The organism is Streptomyces cahuitamycinicus (genome assembly GCF_002891435.1).
Taxonomy (GTDB): domain Bacteria; phylum Actinomycetota; class Actinomycetes; order Streptomycetales; family Streptomycetaceae; genus Streptomyces; species Streptomyces cahuitamycinicus.
In genome coordinates this window covers 13,299-32,327 of sequence record NZ_POUC01000040.1, presented here as the reverse complement: position 1 = coordinate 32,327, position 19,029 = coordinate 13,299, and the positions used below count along the sequence as shown (strand labels likewise).

General features: G+C 71.6%; 17 protein-coding genes. 12 read left to right on the top strand and 5 right to left on the bottom strand.

Going from position 1 to position 19,029, the window contains the following annotated elements; all coding sequences use genetic code 11:
* Positions 1-162: 162 nt before the first annotated feature.
* Genes C1J00_RS08410 through C1J00_RS08400 form a run of 3 tightly spaced genes read right to left on the bottom strand, consistent with a single transcriptional unit; the run spans position 163 to position 3,062 of the window.
* A complete protein-coding gene (locus tag C1J00_RS08410) occupies positions 163-939 on the bottom strand; it encodes an SAM-dependent methyltransferase (protein WP_102908402.1) in 777 nt (258 codons plus the stop codon).
* Between the two features lie 12 nt (positions 940-951).
* A complete protein-coding gene (locus tag C1J00_RS08405; RefSeq protein WP_102908401.1) occupies positions 952-1,575 on the bottom strand; it encodes a histidine phosphatase family protein in 624 nt (207 codons plus the stop codon).
* Positions 1,572-3,062: an FGGY-family carbohydrate kinase gene (locus C1J00_RS08400; RefSeq protein WP_102908400.1), complete on the bottom strand. Its 1,491-nt coding sequence runs from the start codon at positions 3,060-3,062 to the stop codon at positions 1,572-1,574. Before C1J00_RS08400 ends, C1J00_RS08405 begins: the two co-directional genes overlap by 4 nt.
* A gap of 156 nt (positions 3,063-3,218) precedes the next feature.
* Here C1J00_RS08400 and C1J00_RS08395 point away from each other — a divergent pair, with 156 nt between their 5' ends.
* The 10 genes from C1J00_RS08395 to C1J00_RS08350 all read left to right on the top strand — a co-directional run bounded on the left by C1J00_RS08395 (position 3,219) and on the right by C1J00_RS08350 (position 13,172).
* Positions 3,219-4,640, top strand: a complete 1,422-nt coding sequence (locus C1J00_RS08395; RefSeq protein ID WP_102908399.1) for an ABC transporter substrate-binding protein — start codon at positions 3,219-3,221, stop codon at positions 4,638-4,640.
* 4 nt (positions 4,641-4,644) lie between these two features.
* A complete protein-coding gene (locus C1J00_RS08390) occupies positions 4,645-5,529 on the top strand; it encodes a carbohydrate ABC transporter permease (RefSeq protein ID WP_102908398.1) in 885 nt (294 codons plus the stop codon).
* Positions 5,526-6,350 carry a carbohydrate ABC transporter permease gene (locus C1J00_RS08385; RefSeq protein ID WP_102908397.1) on the top strand — a complete coding sequence of 275 codons (825 nt, stop codon included), beginning with the start codon at positions 5,526-5,528 and terminating at the stop codon, positions 6,348-6,350. Before C1J00_RS08390 ends, C1J00_RS08385 begins: the two co-directional genes overlap by 4 nt.
* Complete coding sequence (locus tag C1J00_RS08380; protein WP_102908396.1) at positions 6,347-7,435, top strand: ABC transporter ATP-binding protein; 1,089 nt, start codon at positions 6,347-6,349, stop codon at positions 7,433-7,435. The genes C1J00_RS08385 and C1J00_RS08380 overlap by 4 nt, the downstream gene beginning before the upstream one ends.
* On the top strand, positions 7,432-8,244 hold the full coding sequence (locus C1J00_RS08375; RefSeq protein WP_102908395.1) for a DeoR/GlpR family DNA-binding transcription regulator: 813 nt from the start codon (positions 7,432-7,434) through the stop codon (positions 8,242-8,244). Before C1J00_RS08380 ends, C1J00_RS08375 begins: the two co-directional genes overlap by 4 nt.
* Positions 8,245-8,320: 76 nt before the next feature.
* Complete coding sequence (locus C1J00_RS08370; protein ID WP_102908394.1) at positions 8,321-9,409, top strand: ABC transporter ATP-binding protein; 1,089 nt, start codon at positions 8,321-8,323, stop codon at positions 9,407-9,409.
* A complete protein-coding gene (locus C1J00_RS08365; protein WP_102908393.1) occupies positions 9,406-10,437 on the top strand; it encodes a 2-hydroxyacid dehydrogenase in 1,032 nt (343 codons plus the stop codon). The genes C1J00_RS08370 and C1J00_RS08365 overlap by 4 nt, the downstream gene beginning before the upstream one ends.
* A 19-nt stretch (positions 10,438-10,456) precedes the next feature.
* Positions 10,457-11,881, top strand: coding sequence for an FGGY-family carbohydrate kinase (locus C1J00_RS08360; RefSeq protein WP_102908392.1), 1,425 nt, complete (start codon positions 10,457-10,459; stop codon positions 11,879-11,881).
* Positions 11,882-11,907: 26 nt separating this feature from the next.
* Positions 11,908-12,945, top strand: a complete 1,038-nt coding sequence (locus C1J00_RS08355) for a glycerophosphodiester phosphodiesterase family protein (protein WP_102908391.1) — start codon at positions 11,908-11,910, stop codon at positions 12,943-12,945.
* Positions 12,945-13,172 (top strand): hypothetical protein, encoded by a 228-nt coding sequence (locus C1J00_RS08350; protein WP_102908390.1) that lies wholly within the window; start codon positions 12,945-12,947, stop codon positions 13,170-13,172. The genes C1J00_RS08355 and C1J00_RS08350 overlap by 1 nt, the downstream gene beginning before the upstream one ends.
* A gap of 3 nt (positions 13,173-13,175) precedes the next feature.
* Here C1J00_RS08350 and C1J00_RS08345 read toward each other — a convergent pair whose 3' ends face one another.
* Positions 13,176-13,814: a mycothiol-dependent nitroreductase Rv2466c family protein gene (locus C1J00_RS08345; RefSeq protein ID WP_102908389.1), complete on the bottom strand. Its 639-nt coding sequence runs from the start codon at positions 13,812-13,814 to the stop codon at positions 13,176-13,178.
* A 137-nt stretch (positions 13,815-13,951) separates the two neighbouring features.
* On the opposite strand from C1J00_RS08345, the gene pepN reads away from it, so the two are divergent.
* A complete protein-coding gene (gene pepN, locus C1J00_RS08340) occupies positions 13,952-16,531 on the top strand; it encodes an aminopeptidase N (RefSeq protein WP_102908388.1) in 2,580 nt (859 codons plus the stop codon).
* A 195-nt stretch (positions 16,532-16,726) separates the two neighbouring features.
* Complete coding sequence (locus C1J00_RS08335) at positions 16,727-17,767, top strand: hypothetical protein (protein ID WP_102908387.1); 1,041 nt, start codon at positions 16,727-16,729, stop codon at positions 17,765-17,767.
* 80 nt (positions 17,768-17,847) lie between these two features.
* On the opposite strand, the gene C1J00_RS08330 is transcribed toward C1J00_RS08335, so the two are convergent.
* Positions 17,848-18,996 (bottom strand): serine hydrolase domain-containing protein, encoded by a 1,149-nt coding sequence (locus C1J00_RS08330; RefSeq protein ID WP_102908386.1) that lies wholly within the window; start codon positions 18,994-18,996, stop codon positions 17,848-17,850.
* Between the last annotated feature and the right edge of the window lie 33 nt (positions 18,997-19,029).

Below are 19,029 nucleotides of genomic sequence, written 5' to 3'. Positions count from 1 at the left end.
CCGTGGCTGCCGAGCTGAACAGCCGCCCGCGCAAAACGCTCGGCTGGGAAACCCCAGCCGAGCGTCTCGCTAAGCTCCTGGCGACAGCCAGTTGATCACTGTGTTGCTACGACCCCTGGAATTCGCCCCTGACTCGCGGGGGCTTTCCCGTGCCCGGCGGGGTCAGGACTTGCGGCCCAGACCGCCGTGCTGGCCGATCGGCTCGGCCGGCGCGCCAGGCTCGGGGTGCCACAACGGCACCGAGACCACACCCGGTTCCGCCAGCTCCAGCCCCTCGAAGAACGCCTCGATCTGCTCGACCGGCCGCAGGAAGTACGGCACCGCGCCGGTCTCGTTGTAGGCGTCCTGGGCCTGCTCGTAGGCCGGGTCCGTGCCGCGGGAGCCCTCGTTGAGGGAGAGGTGGCTGCCGGAGGGCAGCTGGGCCATGAGGCGGCGGACCAGGTCGCGGGCCTGCTCGTAGTCCGCCACGTGTCCGAGGATGCCGCTGAGGATCAGGGCCGTGGGCCGGGTGAGGTCGAGGGTCTTCCCCGCGGCCTCGATGATCTGCTCGGGCTCGAAGAGGCTGACGGGCTCGTACGCCGTCGCGCCCTCGGGTGTGGAGGTGAGCAGGGCGCGGGCGTGGGCGAGGACCAGCGGGTCGTTGTCGACGTAGACGATCCGCGCCTCGGGGGCGAGCCTCTGGGCGACCTCATGGGTGTTGTCGACGGTCGGCAGGCCGGTGCCGACGTCGAGGAACTGCCGTACGCCGGCCTCCTGGACGAGGTACCGGATGCTGCGGCCGAGGAAGGCCCGGCTGCTGCGGGCGATGGTGACGATGCCGGGGAAGACGGCGGTGTACGCGTCACCGGCCGCCTCGTCCACCGGGTAGTTGTCCTTGCCGCCCAGCCAGTAGTTCCAGATCCGGGCCGAATGCGGCACCGACGTGTCGATCTGTGTCATGTGCTCATCGTGCTACGGCAGATCGGCCTCGCACGGCACATTGAGTGAAAGGAGTGCGGCGGAACCGTCGGGGTTCACGCGCAGTTCGCTGACGGCCGCGTTGCGCAGCCGCGGGAGCACTCTGCGGTACTCGCCGACCGGGATCGACAGCAGGGTGCACAGCACCAGGCGCAGCAGGGTGTTGTGGGCGACGACCAGGACGCGTTCGCCGGGGTGGGCGGCGGCGATGCCCCTGAGGGCGCGCACCCCGCGGGCCGCCGCCGCCAGCGGGTCCTCGGCGCCGGGGAAGGAGTGCTCCACCGGGTCGGCCCGGTAGGCCGCGGCCCACTCCGGGTCCTCGGCCTCGAACTCGGCGAGCGTGCGGCCCTCCAGCACACCGAAGTCGCATTCGCGCAGGTGGGGTTCGCTCTGGGAGGTGAGGCCGAGGGCACGGCAGGCGGGCTCGGCCGTGGCGACGGCGCGGGACAGCGGGGACGTCCAGATCGCGTCGACGGGATGGGCGGCGGCCCACCGGCCGAGGGCCTCGGCCTGTGCGCGGCCGGTGTCGGTGAGGTCGATGTCGCTGATGCCGGCGTAGCGGTTCTCGGCGTGCCAGACGGTCTGTCCGTGACGGACCAGCAGGAGGGTCGTACTCATGATGCGGAAGTATCCCCGCTCAGCCGGCTGTGTGCGTGCGCGGCGACCGGGCCGGGCAGCCAGCCGCGGTCCCGCAGGGCGTCGACCAGACGCGCGTACGGCTCGGCGAAGGCCGCGGTGCGGCCGGGGCGGGGTTCGACGACGGTCCGGACGCGCACCATGCGTTCGGCGACGTCCGCGAGCGCGCCGGCCCCCGACGCCCCGTAGGCGGCCAGTGCCGCCATGCCCAGGGCCGGTTCCGTCTGCTCGGGGACGCGGGCCGGGCGGCCCAGGATGTCAGCGCGCAGCTGGTTCCAGTACGGGCTGCGGGCACCGCCCCCGGTGAAGGTGAGCGGCCCTTCGAGGGGCGCGCCGAGGTGGTGCAGGTAGTCCAGGCACAGGCGTTCGGCGAAGCCGACGCCCTGGAGGAGCGCGGCCCACAGGTCGGCGTCGTCCGCGGGGTCGCCCAGGACGAACGGGGTCGCCTCCGGTGCCCGGAACGGGAACCGCTCCCCCGGCGAGACGAGGGGGTAGGCGATCGCGCCGGACGGTTCGAACGCCCTGGCCCGTTCGTCCATCGCCGCGGGATCGGCGTCCGGGACGTGCGCGGCGAGTGCCCCGGCCCCGACGCTCGACGCCCCGCCGGGCAGCCATGTGCCGTCCGGGGCACGGTGGTTGTAGACCACGCCGGTGGGGTCGCGGACCGGGTCGCGGGCGGCGCCCTTCAGCACGAGCGTGGTGCCGAGCACGGAGTTCCAGGAGCCGGGCCGCAGCGCGCCCGACGCGATCTGGGCCGCGCAGCCGTCGGTCATCCCGGCGAACACCGGGGTGCCGGCGGGGATGCCGGTGGCGTCGGCGGCGGCCGGGCACACCTGGCCCAGGCGGGTCCCCGGCCGGACGACACCCGGCAACAGGCTGTCGGGCAGACCCAGTTCTGCCAGGGCGGCCTCCGGCCAGCGGTCGCCCGCCAGGTCGTAGCCCGTTTTCAGGGCATGGCTGGAGTCGGCCGGCGGTGGCTCGCCCGCGAGCCGGCCGACGATCAGGTCGGGCTGGTGCGTCAGGCGCAGCGAGGTGCCGCCGTACTCCCCCAGCAGCCACAGCGCCTTCGGCAGCGCCCAGGTGTCCTGGACCGCGAGCCCCGCCTCCCGCGCTCGCGCGGCCTGCGCCTTCGCCCGCCCGTCGTCGTACATCAGCGCGGGGCTCACCGGGCGGCCCGAGCCGTCCGTCAGCAGCACGGTGCCCGATGTGCCGCACACCGCGAGTCCGCCGACCGGCAGGCCCGGGGGCGCGGAGCCGAGGGCCGTCCGCGACGCCTCGCACAGCGCCGCCCACCACCGCAGCGGATCCTGCTCGTGCCGCACCCCGTCCCGCCGCCCCGTGAGCGGGGCCGAGCCGCTGCCGAGGACCGTGCCGTCGGCGGTGACGAGCAGCACGCGGACGCTCTGCGTGCCCAGGTCGACGCCCAGCCAGGCCATGCCCTCGCTCTCGCCCGCACCCTCGTCCACCATCCGGAACCTCCCACGCCGTCGCAGCCGGATCTGTGAACTTCTCACTCTGCCCCGATATTTTCCCGTGCGCGAGGGATTGACGCCCAACTTCGGTCGTTCCACCCTCTGTTAACGAGTCGACTCGACGTGTTAACCAGGCTCCACGCGGAGGTACGGATGGACACGCACGCGCACGACCGCCGGCGCTTCCTCGCCCTCGCCGCCGGGGCGGCCGCCGCCCCGCTGCTCACGGCCTGCGGCGCCGGCTTCGGCGGGAACGACGACAAGAGCGACGGCTCCGCCGCGGACGACGTCACCGGTTCCTTCGACTGGAAGCGGGAGAAGGGCACCACCGTCAAGGCGCTCCTCAACAAGCACCCGTACACGGACGCGCTCATCGCCGATCTGAAGTCCTTCACCGAGAAGACCGGCATCAAGGTCGAGTACGACGTCTTCCCGGAGGACAACTACTTCGACAAGCTCACCGTGGACCTGTCCAGCGGGCGGGCCTCCTACGACGTCTTCATGCTCGGCGCGTACATGGTGTGGCAGTACGGGCCGCCGAACTGGCTGGAGGACCTCGGGCCCTGGATGCGCAACTCCTCGGCGACGGGCGCCGAGTGGGACCAGGCGGACTTCTTCCCGAACCTGCTCCGGGCCGACCAGTGGTCCCTGAAGGCGGGCGCGCCGCTCGGCCAGGGCGGGCAGTACGCGCTGCCGTGGGGCTGGGAGACCAACGTCGTCGCCTACAACACCGAGGTGTTCCGCAAGCTCGGCGTGAAACCCGCGGAGACGTTCGACGAGCTGACCGAACTCGCCGGGACCATCAAGCGGAAGGCGCCGGGCGCCGGCTTCGACGGCATGTACGGGATCGCCGTGCGCGGCTCCCGGAGCTGGGCGACCATCCATCCGGGCTTCATGACGATGTACGCCCGCAACGGGCTGAAGGACTTCACGGTCGACGGCGGGAAGCTCACCCCCGCCATGAACAGCCCGGAGGCCGTCGCCTTCACCGAGGACTGGGCCCGGATGGTCAAGCGGGGCGGGCCGCCGTCCTGGACGTCGTACACCTGGTACCAGTGCTCCAGCGACCTCGGCGCGAAGAAGGCCGGGATGCTGTTCGACGCCGACACGGCCGCCTACTTCCAGGCGGTGAAGGGCGCCAGCCCCGCCTCCGGGAAGATCGCCTTCCACCCGGGGCCGAAGGGGCCGGGCGGGTCGCTCGCCACCAACATGTGGATCTGGTCGCTCGGCATGAACGCCAAGAGCAAGAAGAAGAGCGCCAGTTGGCTGTTCCTGCAGTGGGCCACCGGCAAGGAGCACCTGCGCAAGAGCGCGATCACGCACAACCACATCGACCCGGTGCGCAAGTCCGTCGCCGACGACGCCGCGTACAAGGACAAGATGCGGCATCTACCGGGCTTCCTGGAGACCTTCGAGACGGTCGTCGACCAGACGAAGATCCAGTTCACCCCGCAGGCCCAGTTCTTCGACGCGACGACCAGCTGGGCGGCGGCCCTCCAGGAGATCTACGGCGGTCAGGGCGCGCAGTCCGTCCTGGACGGGCTCGCGGACGATCTCGCCGGCAAGGTGGGCTAGAGCGATGGGGTGGCGGCTCGCCCTGCGCCCGTACGTCCTGATCGTGCCCGCACTGCTGCTGACCTGCGGGATCCTCTACCCGTTCGGGCTCGGCCTGTACTACACGCTGTTCGACTTCTCGGCGAGCAAACCGCAGCCGGACATGGTGCGGTTCGAGAACTACAGCGCCGTCTTCACGCAGGAGGCGTTCTGGAACTCGGCGTGGGTCACGGTGCTGTACGCCGTCGGGGCGGCCCTCGCTGAGACGGTGCTGGGAGTGGCCGTCGCCCTGCTGCTGCACCGTTCGACACTGATCGGCCGGGTCCTGGAGAAGATCCTGATCCTGCCGCTGATGATCGCCCCGGTGATCGCGGCGATCATCTGGAAGCTGATGCTCCAGCCGTCCGTGGGGGTCGTCAATCACCTGCTGAGGCCCTTCGGTCTCGGCGGGGTGCAGTGGACCGACACCCCGACGGGCGCGCTGCTGTCGTCGATCGCGGTGGACGTCTGGGTCTACACCCCGTTCGTGGCGATCCTCGCCCTCGCCGGTCTGCGGTCGCTGCCCGCCTCCCCGTTCGAGGCGGCGGCCGTGGACGGCGCGGGATGGTGGTACACCTTCCGCCGGCTGACCCTGCCGATGCTGTGGCCCTACGTGCTGGTCGCGGTGATCTTCCGGTTCATGGACTCGCTGAAGGTGTTCGACATCATCTACGCCCTGACGGAGGGCGGGCCGGGCGACTCGACGGTGGTGCTCCAGATCCGGGCGTACCTCGAAGCCATCCGCTTCCAGCGCTACTCCTTCGGGATCAGCTACACGATCGTGCTGTGGGCCGTGGTGTACCTGGCCGCGATGGTGCTGGTGAAGCACCTGGGGAAGATCCAGCGGAAGGCCGCGGAGGTGACCACATGAGGAAACGCCTGGTGGGGTGGCTGTGCGACACCGCCCTGATCCTCTACTTCGTCTTCGCGCTGTTCCCGATCGCCTGGATGGTGATCCTTTCGCTGAAGCCGGCCGACCAGCTCTTCTCCACGTACTTCTCCTTCTCCCCCACCCTCGACGGCTACCGGACGGTTTTCGGCGACAGCGAGGGCATCCCGTTCGTGCGGTTCTTCGTCAACAGCCTGGTGGTGTCCGTGGGGGCGGTCGCGCTGTCGCTGGTGGTCGGGCTGCCGGCCGCCTACGCCTCGGCGCGGTGGCGGTTCAAGGGCTCCGAGAACCTGATGTTCACGCTGCTGTCGTTCCGCTTCGCACCCGAACTCACCGTGATCATCCCGCTGTTCGTGCTCTACCAGAAGCTCGGCCTCTTCGACACGTACGTCGGCATGGTGTGGGTCCTGCAACTCGTCACCCTGCCGCTGATCGTGTGGATCATGCGGTCCTACTTCGCCGACCTCACGCCCGAGCTGGAACAGGCTGCCCTGCTGGACGGCTACACCCGCAAGCAGGCGTTCTTCAAGGTGGCGCTTCCACTGGTCAAGCCGGGCATCGCGGCCGTGTCCCTGCTGGCCTTCATCTTCGCCTGGAACAATTTCGTCTTCCCGCTGATCCTCACCTCCAACGAAGCCCAGACGGTGACCGTGGGCGCCCTGTCCTTCCTCGGCGGGGACCGGCCCAAGTACAACCTGACGGCCGCCGCCGCGCTGGTGTCCGTCGTACCGCCGCTGCTGCTGGCGCTGACGATCCAGCGGTACCTGGTGCGCGGCCTGTCGTTCGGGGCGGTGAAGTCTTGATCAGGCTCAGCGGGATACGGAAGACGTACGGGAGGACCGTCGCACTCGACGAGCTCGAACTGGAAGTGCGGGAAGGCGAGTTCTTCTGTCTGCTCGGCCCGTCCGGTGCGGGGAAGACCACCACCCTGAAAACCGTCGCCGGGCTCGAGCAGCCCGACTCCGGCACGGTCGTGCTCGACGGCGAGGACATGCGGGGTGTCGAGCCGTACGACCGGGGCGTGGCGATGTGCTTCGAGAGCTACGCCCTCTATCCGCACCGCTCGGCCTACGACAACCTGGCCTCGCCGCTGCGCTCGCCCCGGCACCGGCTGCCCGCCGCCGAGGCCCGGCAGCGGATCGGCGCGATCGCCGAACTGCTCGGCATCTCCGGACTGCTGGACCGGCCCGTCGGCCAGTTGTCCAACGGCCAGCGGCAGCGCGTCGCCCTCGGCCGGGTACTGGTCCGCCCCGCCCGGGCCTTCCTGCTCGACGAGCCGCTCTCCCACCTCGACGCCAAGCTCCGCCAGCAGATGCGGGCGGAACTGAAGGCGATCGGGGCCGTGCAGCACACCACCACTCTCTACGTCACCCACGACTCGGTCGAGGCACTGGCGCTCGGCGACCGGATCGGGGTCATCCGGGAGGGCCGGATCGTGCAGACGGGCACGCGGGAGGAGATCTGGTACGAGCCGTACGACACGGAGGTCGCGCGGGCCTTCGGGCGGCCCCGGATCAACCTGCTGCCGGGGGTGGTCACGGAGAGCGGGGTCCGCGCGGACGGCGGGGTCGAGTTGCCGGTCCGCGCACCGGCCTCGCCCGGCACGGACGTCCTGGTCGGTCTGCGCCCCCGGGGCCTCGCCCTGCACGGCGAGGGCCACGGGCTGACCGGGACCGTGTACGTCACCGAGGTGCTCGGCCGGTCCGTCGAGGTCACCGTCCGGCTCGGGACCGGGGAGCAGCGGGTGTCGCTGGTGGCCCCCCGGGCGGACGCGGCGCGCCTTCGTCCGGACGATCCGGTACGGCTCGTCGTCCGGCCTGAGAACCTGCTGCTGTTCGAGGCCGACCGGCCGGAGCGACCGGGACGACGGATAGAGACACAGCCATGAGCAGCAACAGCAGTGGTGGACAGCAGGGGCCCGCGGCACGGCAGGCCGCCATGGCCGAGCAGGTGCTGGCCGACGGCTCGGCGACGGCGGCCGAACTCGCCGAGCGGTTCGGGGTGAGCCTGATGACCATCCACCGGGACCTCGACGAGCTCGAACGGCAGGGCATCGTACGGAAGTTCCGGGGCGGGGTGACCGCGCAGCCGTCGGGTGTCTTCGAGTCGAACGTGCAGTACCGGCTGAAGACCATGCGGGCCGAGAAGGCCGCCGTCGCCGAGCACGCGCTGCGGATGGTGGAGCCCGGCATGGCGATCCTGCTGGACGACTCCACGTCCACCCTGGAGATAGCCAGGCGGCTGCGCACGGCCGAGGTCACGCCACTGACGGTCGTCACCAACTTCCTGGAGGCGATCAACCTCCTCTCCGACCAGCGGGGCATCCACCTGATGGCGCTCGGGGGCGACTACGACCCGCTGCACTCGTCCTTCCTGGGGGTGTCGTGCGTGGAGGCGGTCGAACAGCTCCGGGTGGATGTGTGCTTCGCGTCGACGTCGGCCGTGCACGGGGGTTACGCCTACCACCAGGAGCAGCACATCGTGTCGGTGAAGCGGGCGATGCTCGACGCGGCGGCACGGAACGTCCTGCTGATCGACCACACCAAGCTCGGCCGGGTCGCCCTGCACCGGGTCGTCCCGCTGTCCCGCTTCGACACGCTCCTCGTGGACGACGGGGCGTCGCCGGAGGCACTGCGGGATCTGGACGAACACAAGGTCCGTTACGAGGTTTGCGCGATGCCCGCTCGTGAGCCGTAAGGGCGCGCCGGTGTCGCGGCCTCGGCGCCGGCCGAAAGCGCCCTGGAGGCGAACGAGCCATAAGGAGGGGACGGCCATGACGGGACTGGAGCTACGTGAGCTGCGGAAGACCTATCGGTCGCGGGGGCGGCCCGGGGTGGACGCCGTCCGGGGGATCGACCTGAGCCTGCGGTCCGGGGAGTTGCTCGGGCTTCTCGGGCCGTCCGGGTGCGGCAAGTCGACCACCTTACGGATGATCGCCGGCCTTGAGTCCGTCACCGGCGGGGACATCCTGGTCGGCGGGACGTCGGTCGTCGAACGGCCCGCTCAGCAGCGGAACATCGGGGTCGCGTTCGAGAACTACGCGCTGTATCCGCCGCTGTCGGTGGCGGAGAACCTGGCGTTCGGGCTGAAGGCCCGCAAGAGGGCCGCCCGCGGATCCAGGGGTGACGTCGACCGCAAGGTGAAGGAGATCGCCGAGCGGGTCGGCCTGACCGACCTGCTCGACGCCCGCCCGGCCGGCCTGTCCAGCGGCCAGAAGCAGCGGGTGTCGCTGGCCCGGGCCCTGATCCGCGAACCGGACGTGCTGCTCCTCGACGAGCCGCTGTCCCACCTGGACGCCGCCCAGCGTGACTCCACCCGCCGCGAACTCAAGCGCATCCAGCAGGACTTGGGCCACACGGCGATCCTGGTCACCCACGACCAGGAGGAGGCCCTCTCCCTCGCCGACCGGATCGCCGTGATGAAGGACGGCGTCATCCAGCAGCTCGGTACCCCCTACGAGATCTACGACAGCCCGGCCAACGTGTTCGTCGCGGACTTCGTCGGCGAGCCCGCGATCACCCTGCTGCCCGGCATCTCCGGCGGCGACGGCCGCGCCCGCCTCTCCGACACGGTGCGGATCGGCCTGCCCGTGCCGGTCGACCGGGGCCGGGAGGTGGTGGTCGGCATCCGCCCCGAGGACGTCCGCCTCACCGCCGAGGGCGGCCTGCCCGCCCGGGTCGTCGCCCATGAACCGCTCCTGGAGTCGGGCCTCGCGACCCTCGCCCTTGACGGCGTCGAACGGCACTTGGTCGTCCTCACCGACCCCGAGGTGCGGCTCGCCCACGACGACCGGGTCCGGGTCGCCGCCGACCCCCGCCACACCCATGTCTTCGACGCCGAGACAGGAGAGACCCTGCGATGACTGACGGAAACAGCGTGCGTGTCGTGGCCGCCGGTGACCACTTCGTCCTGCCGTCGCTGATCACGCGGGCGGTGGAGCACGAGGTGGAGCGGGCGCAGATCAAGGAACTGGAACTCGGCTGGCCGCTGGAGCCGTTCGGGCCGGTCGCCGAGGTGCAGGAGGCCAGTGACGCCGAGGACGAGCTGATCGAGGCGCTGGCCGGGGCGCAGGTGCTGGTCACGCAGATGGGGCCGGTCACCGAGCGCGTGCTCGCCGCCTGCCCCGACCTGAGGCTGGTCGTGGTCTGCCGGGGCGGGCCGGTCAACGTCAACCTGGACGCGGCGAAGAACCGTGACGTGCGGGTGTGCTTCGCGCCGGGCCGCAACGCCGCCGCCACCGCGGAGTTCACCGTCGGCCTGATGCTGTCGGCCCTGCGCCGCATCCCCCAGGCCCACGCCCCGCTCGCCGGCCGGGGCAGCTGGGAGGGGGCGACGTACTACACGTACGAGCACAGCGGACTGGAGCTGGAGGACCTGCCCGTCGGGCTGGTCGGGTACGGGGCCGTCGGCAGCCGGGTCGCGCGCGTGCTGTGCGCGTTCGGGGCGCGGGTGATGGTCTACGACCCGTATGTGCACGGCGAGATCCACGGCCTGCGGGTGACCTCGCTCGACGATCTGCTGCGCCGTTCTCTGGTGATCACCCTGCACGCCCGGCTCACACCCGAGACGCGGGGGCTGATCGGCGCCCGCGAGCTGGGGCTGCTGCCGTCCGGCGCGGTGGTGGTGAACGTGGCCCGGGGACCGCTGCTGGACGAGGGCGCGCTGTGCGACGCGCTGGAGAGCGGCCGGGTGTCGGCGGCGGCGCTGGACACGTACGAGCGGGAGCCGCTGCCGGCGGAGTCCCGGCTGCCGGGTCTTGCCGACCGCGTGGTCCTCACCCCCCACTTGGGCGGGGCGTCACGCGCCGTCGCGGAGAAGGCCGCCCGGATCGCCGCCGAAGAGGTGGGCCGCTGGGTGCGCGGGGAGCCGCTCGCGCACTGCCTGACCTGAGGACCGGGAGGAGAGCCGTATGTACGTGGGGATCGACGTGGGCACGTCCATGGTCAAGGCGGCGGCCTTCGACGCCGTGGGCCGCCAACTGGCGGTGGAGTCCCGCCCGGTGGGCCTGACCATGCACGGCGGGGTCGTCGAGCAGGACATGGAGGAGGTGTACGGGGAGGTCGTCGCGGTGCTCGAAGCGCTGACCTCCGCCGTGGCGGAGCCCGTGGAGCTGGCCGGGCTCACGGGGCAGGGCGACGGGGTGTGGCTGGTCGACGGCGAGGGCCGGCCGGTGCGGCCGGCCGCGTCCTGGATGGACGGGCGGGCGCACGAACTGGTCGACCGGTGGCTGGCGGACGGCACCTTCGAGACGGTGTTCCGGCGGACGGGCGGCGCGATGTTCCCGGGCTCCCCGGGCCCGCTGCTGGCGTGGCTGGAACGCCACGAACCGAAGTCACTGGATGCCGCGAAGGCCGCCGTGTACTGCAAGGACATGGTGTTCCAGCGGCTGACGGGCGCCGGTTCGACGACGGACGTGTCGGACGCGTCGATGCCGTTCCTGGACCCGCGGACCCGCACCTACGACAACCGGGTCGTCGAACTGCTCGGGCTGGCGCACCGCAGGGGTCTGCTGGCCCCGGTCAGCGACCCGGTCGCGACGGCCGGGGCGCGGGGCGAGGGCCTGCCGCCCGGGACCCGGATCGCCAACGGCCCGTACGATCTGCCGGCCTGCGCGCTGGGCGCCGGGGTGACGTCCCCCGGGGACGGTCTGCTGATCGTCGGCACCTGTCTGGCCAGTCTGGTCGCCACCACCGAGCTCGACCTGACCGGCGAACCGGCCGGCCTGTACATCTCCACCGACCGGCCCGGACACTGGCTGCGCGCCATGCCCGCCATGGTCGGCACGGCGGCACTGGACTGGGTGCTGTCGACGACGGGAGTGCGGCACGACGAGGTGGACGGCCTGCTGGCCGGGACGCCGCCGGGCGCGAACGGTGTCCGGGTGCTGCCGTACTTCGCGCCCTCCGGCGAGCGCGCACCCTTCGTCGAACCGCGCCTGCGCGCCGAACTCACGGGCGTCTCACTGGAGTCGAGCCGGGGTGATCTGGTTCGCGCCACCTGCGAGGGCATCGGGTACGCGGCCCGGCACTGCCTGGCGGCGGCGGGCCTCACCGGGAGCCTGGCCGTGTGCGGCGGCGGCACCCGCAGTTCCGCCTGGATGCGGCTGCTGGCCGATGTGCTCGGGCGGCCCCTGCGGGTCGTCGAGGGTGAGGTGGGCGCGCGGGGCGCGGTCCTGGCGGCTGCCGAGCGGTACGGGGTGCCGCTGGACGCGGAGGTGTGGACGAAACCGACGGCGGTCGTCGAGCCGGACCCGGACCGGGCCGCGTTCTACGCGAGGGGTTACGAGGAGCACCTGGACCGGCTGGCCGGGGCACGGGCCCGGGCACGGAAGTGAACCTGCCTTCGACGAAGGGGAGTCGTATGCGACTCGGACGGAGATCCCTCCTGCTCGCGGCGGCCGCGGGGACCGCCACAACCGCCGCGGCGGCCCCGGCGGCGGCCGGACCCCCGAAGGGCGGCGGCCCGGTCGTCATCGGCCACCGCGGGGCGGCCGGCTGGCGCCCGGAGCACACGGCCGCCTCCTACACGTACGCCGTGCAGACGGGCGCCGACTGGATCGAACCGGACCTGGTACCGACGAAGGACCATGTGCTGGTGGTCCGGCACGAGAACGAGATCTCCCAGACGACCGACGTGGCCCGCCACCCGGAGTTCGCGGACCGCCGTACGACGAAGACGGTCGACGGACGGCACGTGACCGGATGGTTCACGGAGGACTTCACGCTGGCCGAGCTGAAGACGCTGCGGGCGGTGGAGCGGCTGCCGGCGGTCCGCAACCGCAACACCGTCTTCGACGGGCGTGCGGAGGTCATGACCTTCCAGGAGGTCGTGGACCTGGCGCGGCGGCTGTCGCGGGAGCACGGCCGGACGATCGTGGTCTTCCCGGAGACCAAGCACCCCACGTACTTCCGCTCGATCGGACTGCCGTTGGAGCCGAAGCTGGCCGCCGCGATCCGCCGCAACAGGCTCGGGCGGCGCGAGTGCGTCGTGCAGTCCTTCGAGCCGACGAGCCTGCGGCGCATGACGGACCTGAACGTGCCGCTGTGGCAGGCACTCGGGACGACGGGCGGGCCGTACGACCTGCCCTCGACGACCTACCGGGACATGATGACGCCGGCGGGACTGGCGGGAATCGCCGAGTACGCGCACTGGATCGGGCCGGACAAGTCCTCGGTCGCGGGCACGACTCTCGTCGCCGACGCGCACGCGGCGGGGCTGCGGATCGGGCCGTACACCTTCCGCGCGGAGAACCAGTTCCTGCCGGAGCGATTCCGGCGCGGGAGCGGAGCGAACGATTTCGGGGACATGTTCGCGGAATACGCGCTGTACTACCGCATGGGGGTCGATGCGGTCGTAACCGACTTCCCGGACTTGGCGGTGATCGCGAGGAGGAGCTGATGACGGTGAGCCGGGCGTGCCGGACCTGCGGCACCATGCAGGAGTTCCGGATGTTCAACGCCGCCGAGCGGGCGGTGGTCCGGGCGATGAAGGGGGCCGGGCACTTCGTGGACGACTACTGGCGCTGCACCGCCGTCGGCTGCCGGTGGTACCAGCGCTACCTCAACCGCGGCGAGGACGGCCTGCTCCCGGAGGAACTCAAGATCCAGGCCGTCCCCGCCGAATGACCCCTACAGGTTGGAGAAGTCCGGGCCCTTGGTGCGGGTGCGCTTGATCTCGTAGAAGCCGGGGACCGAGGCCACGGCGAGGGTGCCGTCCCAGAGGCGGCCGGCCTCCTCGCCCTGCGGGGCCGGGGTGACGACCGGGCCGAAGAAGGCGATCTGCTCGCCGTCGGGGCCGGGCACGGCGATGACCGGGGTGCCGACGTCCTGGCCGACCTTGTCGATGCCCTCCTGGTGGGAGGCGCGCAGCTCCGGCTCGTACGGGGTGGAGTCCCAGTGCTCCAGGAGGGACTCGGGCAGGCCGGCGTCCTTCAGGGCGGCGGTGACCGTCTCCTTGCCGGGGCCCTCGCCCTGGTTGTGGATGCGGGTGCCGAGCGCGGTGTAGAAGTCGCCGAGGACCTCGGGGCCCTTCTCCTGCTGCGCGGCTATGACGACCCGGACGGGGCCCCACGCCTTGGTCTCCAGCAGTTCGCGGTATTCCTCGGGCAGTTCGTCCAGCTTGTTCTCGTTGAGCACGGCGAGGCTCATGACATGCCAGCGGACCTCGATGTCCCTGACCTTCTCCACCTCCAGCACCCAGCGGGAGGTCATCCAGGCCCAGGGGCACAGCGGGTCGAACCAGAAATCGACGGGGGTCTTGTCCGACATGTCTCTCCTCAAGAGGAAACCGTTTCTCCGGCAACGCCGGTGTGCGCTCCCGCCATTCCCGGCTGCCCCGTGTCAGGGGCACGTGGCAGGATCGGTCCTGTTCAGCCGTACCCCGCGACATCCGAGGAGTGCCGCCCGTGCCCGGTGAGAATCTGTCCCGCGACGAGGCCCGGGAGCGGGCCGCCCTGCTGAGCGTCGACGGGTACGAGGTGTCCCTCGACCTGCGGTCCGCGGTCGGTGAGGACCGGGGGGACGGGCCCCGCGCCTTCCGCTCCGTGACGACGGTCCGCTTCCGCTGCAACGAGCCCGGGGCGAGCAGCTTCGCCGACCTGATCGCGCCGAGTGTGACGGCCGTCTCACTCAACGGCCGTGATCTGGACCCCGGCGAGGTCTTCGACGGCTCCCGGATCACGCTGGAGGACCTGGCCGCGGACAACGAGCTGGTGGTCGACGCCCAGTGCGCCTACTCGCGCACCGGTGAGGGACTGCACCGCTTCGTCGACCCCGAGGACGGCGAGGTGTACCTGTACACGCAGTACGAGCCGGCCGACTCGCGCCGGGTCTTCGCCAACTTCGAGCAGCCCGACCTGAAGGCCCCGTACCGCTTCGAGGTGCGGGCGCCCGAGGGCTGGACGGTGTGGAGCAACGGGGCCGGTGAGCAGGCCGACGGGGTGTGGCGGTTCGCCGAGACCAAGCCGATCTCGACGTACATCACGTGTGTGGTGGCGGGCCCGTACCACTACGTGACGGATTCCTACACGCGCGCCTTCGCGGACGGCACGACGCTGGAGATCCCGCTCGGCGCCCTGTGCCGCAAGGGCCTCGCGCCCTACTTCGACGCCGATGACGTGTTCCTCGTCACCAAGCAGGGCCTGGACTTCTTCCACGACCACTTCGACTACCCGTACCCGTTCGGGAAGTACGACCAGGCGTTCGTGCCCGAGTACAACCTGGGCGCGATGGAGAACCCGGGCCTGGTGACGTTCCGGGAGGAGTTCATCTTCCGCGGGAAGGTGACGCAGGCGTCCTACGAGGGCCGGGCCAACGTCATCCTGCACGAGATGGCGCACATGTGGTTCGGCGACCTGGTCACCATGGAGTGGTGGGACGACCTGTGGCTGAAGGAGTCCTTCGCGGACTTCATGGGCGAGTTCTCCCTCGTCGGCGCGACCCGCTTCGTCAACGGCTGGATCACCTTCGCCAACCGCCGCAAGGCCTGGGCCTACCGCGCCGACCAGCTGCCCTCCACACACCCGGTCACGGCGGACATCCGCGACCTGCAGGACGCCAAGCTGAACTTCGACGGCATCACGTACGCCAAGGGCGCGTCGGTGCTGAAGCAGCTCGCGGCGTACGTCGGCGAGGAGGCCTTCCTGGAGGGCGCCCGGCGCTACTTCAAGCGGCACGCGTACGGCAACACGCGCCTCGGTGACCTGCTGTCGGTACTGGAGGAGACGAGCGGCCGGGACATGAGCGCCTGGTCACGGTCCTGGCTGCAGACGGCCGGGGTGAACTCGCTGACACCGCAGGTGCTGCTGGACGCGGACGGCCGCGTCGAGGAGCCGGCGGTGGTGCAGGAGGCCGCGGAGTCGCACCCCGAGCTGCGCCCGCACCGGGTCGCGGTGGGCCTGTACCGGGTGACGGACGGCGGGGCCGTGGAGCGCTACGCGCGCGTGGAGACCGACGTCGACGGCGCCCGGACGGTCGTGGCGGAACTGGCCGGAGCCGAGGCACCGGACCTGGTCCTGGTCAACGACGACGACCTGACGTACTGCAAGACCCGCTTCGACGAGACGTCGCTGGCGACCCTGCGCGAGCACCTGGGCTCGGTCACCGACCCGCTCGCGCGCGCCCTGTGCTGGTCGGCGCTGTGGAACATGACGCGTGACGCCCTGCTGCCGGCGCGGGACTTCGTGGACCTGGTGCTGCGGTTCGGCGGGCGCGAGTCCGAGATCGGCGTCGTGCAGATGCTGCACGCCTGGGCCCAGTCGGCGGTCACCCACTACACGGCGTCCGCCCGGCGCGAGACGGCCGCCCGGCTGCTCGCCGAGGGCGCCCGCCGCGAGCTGTACGCGGCAGGTCCGGGCAGCGAGCACCAACTGGCCTGGGCCCGCTTCTTCGCCCGGACGGCCACCGCCGAAGCCGACTTCGAGCTGCTGCGCGACCTGCTCGCGGGCACGGCGACGGTCGACGGCCTCGACCTGGACCAGGAGCTGCGCTGGGCCTTCCTGGAGCCGCTGGCCGCGCACGGCGCCGTGGACGAGAAGGCGCTGGCCGAGGAGCTGGCACGGGACGACACCGCCTCCGGCAAGCGGCATCAGGTGCGCTGCCTGGCGGCCCGCCCGTCCGAGGCGGTGAAGGCACAGGCATGGGCGCAGGTCGTGGAGTCGGACGCGCTGTCCAACGCCATGGTCGAGGCGACCATCGCGGGCTTCTCCCAGGGCTCGCAGCGGGAGCTGATCGCGCCGTACGCCGAGAAGTACTTCGCGGCGATCGAGCGGGTCTGGTCCGAGCGGTCGATCCAGATCGGCATGCACGTGGTGCAGGGCCTGTTCCCGTCCATGCAGCAGTCCCAGGAGACGCTGGACGCCACGGACGCGTGGCTGGACACCCACGAGGAGGCGGCCCCGGCGCTGCGCCGACTGGTGCTGGAGTCCCGTGACGACCTGGCACGCGCGTTGCGTGGACAGGCGTGCGACGAGGCCGCTGACCAGTAGCTTTGGCCTGAGATTCGGGCGTTCCGCCCTCGTTACGAGACGATCGCCCCGTGAGCCGCAACCCCTGGCCCGCACCCGAACGGACCAGGGGTTTTCGGCATCCGAACACCCGTCCTTTAGGGCTGGATTGTCCGCATGTGTCGACGGACGTGTAACAGCGGTTCAAAGAAGGCCGGAGCGCGGCACATTGCGGGCATGACCCACAACACCCCGCTCTCCCCCCGCCCGCTGCACTACCTGTCCGGCGGTGGCCGCCTCCGTGTGACGACCACGGCCCGGCTCCGCTCGCAAGGCGTCTCCACGGCCGAGACGAACGAGCAGTGCCGCGCGGGCGGCCCCTGGCAGCAGCTCCTCCCGGGCGTCGTCCTGCTCCACCCGGGCCCGCCGACCAGCGAGGAACGGCTGCACACGGTGCTGATGTACGCGGCGCGGGAGCGCGGCACCGGGGTCCCCGCCCAGCCGGGCGGGAGCCGGCCGCACGCCCCCGCCTACCCCGAGGCGCTGATCACCGGTCTGGCCGCGCTGACCTTGCACGGCTTCTCCTCCACTCCCCCGCTGCCGTCCCTGGACACCATCGACGTCCTGGTCCCGCGGCTGCGGAGGCTGCGCTCCACGGGCTGCGCGCGCATCGTCCGCACGCCCGCCATGCCCGACCCCGAGCAGGTCACGGGGGTTCCGGTGGCGCCGGTCGCCCGCGCGCTGGCCGACGCGGTGGCCGAACTCGCGGACGCCGGCACCGTCCGCCGGCTGCTCACGGAGGCGGTCCGCGGCGGCCACTGCGACCCGGCGGCGGTGGTCCGTGAGCTGAACCAGGCCCGGCTGCTGAGCCGCCCGCACGTCGTGGACGCGGTGGACTCCCTGCTCGCCGAGGGCCGGGCACGCGCGGAGGACCGCCTGTACCGGATGATCCGCGAGTACGACCTGCCCGAGCCGGTCTGGAACGTCGACCTGCGCCTCCCCGGCGGCCCCTACCTCGGCGGCCTCGACGCGTACTGGCCCGACCAGGCGGTGGCGGTGGAGCTCGACACCCGGGCGCCCCGGCAGGACGACGACGCCCTGTGGTCCGAGTACGCCCGCAAGCGCGAGCACCTGGAGCGGCTCGGCATCACGGTCGTCCACATCACGCCGCGCAAGCTCCGCGATTCCCCGGAGCAGCAGGCGACGGTGCTCCGCACGGCCCTGATGGCCTCGGCCGACCGCGAACCGGCGGCGTATGTCGCCGTGCTGCCCCGGTAGTGACGGACCGGGGCAGGACCAGGAGGGGAGAGAAGGGGCCGCCGGGCGCGCCGGGCGGCCCCTCCTCGCACCGTGGGGCGCTACGGGCCGCAGAACTCCGCCTCGACGACCGCTTCCGTGCTGCCCGACCAGTCCCCGTTGAAGTTGACCGCCAAGGAGTGGCGGCCGTCCCCGGTCGTCACGGCGTCCGAGTTGGAGCCGGTGATGCCGCCGTCGTGGCCCCAGACGTGGACACCGCAGCTGAGCTTGCGGTCGACGAGCCCCAGACCGTAACGGCTGGTTGCGCGACTGGAGGGGACCGTGGTCTTCATCTTCTTCAGCTGCCGCGGTGGGAGCAGCCTGCCGCGCAGCAGGGCCGAGTAGAAACGGGTCAGGTCGGCCGAGCTGGAGACCATCTGGCCGGAGCCGTAGGCCAGGCGCGGGTTCAGTTCCGTGACGTCGTACGTCGGGCCCGTGTCCGTCCTGGCCAGCTTGGAGTGGGCGCGGCTGCTGGGCCGGGGCAGGGTGACGCGGGTGGTGGGGACCGACGTGGAGGTCAGGTGCAGAGGGTCGATGATCCGGCGGTCGATCTCCTCGCCGTAACCGTTGCCCGTGGCCTTCTCGATCACCAGCGCGGCCAGGACGTAGTTGGTGTTGGAGTACGTGAACGACCCGCCCGGATCGGAGGACGGCTCGTTCGCCATCGCGATGGCGAGCAGGTCCTCGGGGTCGGCCTGGTCGAAGCGGTGCTGCATGAAGCCGTCCGCGGTCATGTACTTCTGCTGGAAACCGGGGTCGCGCAGGTAGTCGAAGATGCCGCTGGTGTGGTTCAGGAGCCGGCGCAGGGTGATCCGCCGCCCGTCGTGGCCGTTGCCCCGGACCACGCCCGGCAGCCATTCCTCCACCGTGTCGTCGAGCGAGAGCTTCCCCTCCGCCTCCAGTTGCAGGACGACGGTCGCGACGAACGTCTTCGTGATGCTGGCGACGCGGTAGTGGTCCCCCGTCGAACGGGGCTTGCCCGTCGCGGGGTCGCCCACGCCGGCCGTGGCCGCCCAGGTGCCGTGCCCCCGCCGCACCGTCACGGTCACGCCCGGGACGCCGTCGGCGACCGCGGCCCGTACCGCCTGCCGGGTCGCGTCATGGCCGCCGTGAGCCTTACCGGGGACCGCTGCCAGTGCCGGGGCCGCCAGGGCCGCCGTCAGTGCCACCGCGGTCGCCGCCGTCAGGGTCGTACGTGCGTGTCTCTTCATGTCCCCGTTTCCCCCTGCCACTTCGAACCGTGT

Bases quoted from the DNA above. Each gene is read 5' to 3' on its own strand.
- C1J00_RS08390 (WP_102908398.1), top strand. From the start codon at position 4,645: ATGGGGTGGCGGCTCGCCCTGCGCCCGTACGTCCTGATCGTGCCCGCA.
- C1J00_RS08410 (WP_102908402.1), bottom strand. From the start codon at position 939: ATGACACAGATCGACACGTCGGTGCCGCATTCGGCCCGGATCTGGAAC.
- C1J00_RS08375 (WP_102908395.1), top strand. From the start codon at position 7,432: ATGAGCAGCAACAGCAGTGGTGGACAGCAGGGGCCCGCGGCACGGCAG.
- C1J00_RS08330 (WP_102908386.1), bottom strand. From the start codon at position 18,996: ATGAAGAGACACGCACGTACGACCCTGACGGCGGCGACCGCGGTGGCA.
- C1J00_RS08355 (WP_102908391.1), top strand. From the start codon at position 11,908: ATGCGACTCGGACGGAGATCCCTCCTGCTCGCGGCGGCCGCGGGGACC.
- C1J00_RS08350 (WP_102908390.1), top strand. From the start codon at position 12,945: ATGACGGTGAGCCGGGCGTGCCGGACCTGCGGCACCATGCAGGAGTTC.
- C1J00_RS08360 (WP_102908392.1), top strand. From the start codon at position 10,457: ATGTACGTGGGGATCGACGTGGGCACGTCCATGGTCAAGGCGGCGGCC.
- C1J00_RS08335 (WP_102908387.1), top strand. From the start codon at position 16,727: ATGACCCACAACACCCCGCTCTCCCCCCGCCCGCTGCACTACCTGTCC.
- C1J00_RS08370 (WP_102908394.1), top strand. From the start codon at position 8,321: ATGACGGGACTGGAGCTACGTGAGCTGCGGAAGACCTATCGGTCGCGG.
- C1J00_RS08385 (WP_102908397.1), top strand. From the start codon at position 5,526: ATGAGGAAACGCCTGGTGGGGTGGCTGTGCGACACCGCCCTGATCCTC.
- C1J00_RS08400 (WP_102908400.1), bottom strand. From the start codon at position 3,062: ATGGTGGACGAGGGTGCGGGCGAGAGCGAGGGCATGGCCTGGCTGGGC.
- C1J00_RS08405 (WP_102908401.1), bottom strand. From the start codon at position 1,575: ATGAGTACGACCCTCCTGCTGGTCCGTCACGGACAGACCGTCTGGCAC.
- C1J00_RS08395 (WP_102908399.1), top strand. From the start codon at position 3,219: ATGGACACGCACGCGCACGACCGCCGGCGCTTCCTCGCCCTCGCCGCC.
- C1J00_RS08365 (WP_102908393.1), top strand. From the start codon at position 9,406: ATGACTGACGGAAACAGCGTGCGTGTCGTGGCCGCCGGTGACCACTTC.
- C1J00_RS08345 (WP_102908389.1), bottom strand. From the start codon at position 13,814: ATGTCGGACAAGACCCCCGTCGATTTCTGGTTCGACCCGCTGTGCCCC.